1 protein-coding gene is annotated in these 433 nt (G+C 53.6%); it reads right to left on the reverse strand.

The window, feature by feature from the left end; genetic code table 11:
- Positions 1-433 (reverse strand): fimbria/pilus outer membrane usher protein (locus tag ACU8YC_RS28275; RefSeq protein ID WP_446896432.1); only part of this gene is annotated, 433 nt, incomplete at both ends.

The raw sequence follows: 433 nt of genomic DNA on the forward strand, positions 1-433 counted from the left end.
GCTCCGAACAACTCGCCTGAATAAAGCTCCTTGCCTTGCCTTCTTCTTCCGTCACTGTGACTTCCAGATCCGCCCCTGCCGTCACCTCCGCTAACTCACAGATTTCAAATGGGCCCGGTGAAACGTTTTTCTGGTAAACAGTGTAACCATTTTGCTTAACGGTCACTTTGGCATCGCTGTTGGCGATGCCACGAACGACCTGCGCAAATCCCTGCAACCCGCTGGGCAGCATGCTGGTATCCGTTTCCAGCTTCATACCCGTCATTTGCACACTGTCGACCAGTTCACCATTGGTAGCGGTTTGCCCAAACTGAAGCTGGCTGCGTAAGCGCTTGGTCTCACGGGAAAGCGCCGTACTAATGGATTGCCAGCCATCATCATTTCCCCAGTTACTGGGGTTACGCAAACGCCAGGGGCCGATATTCATTCCCGA

Source organism: Citrobacter sp. VF227 (genome assembly GCF_052950715.1).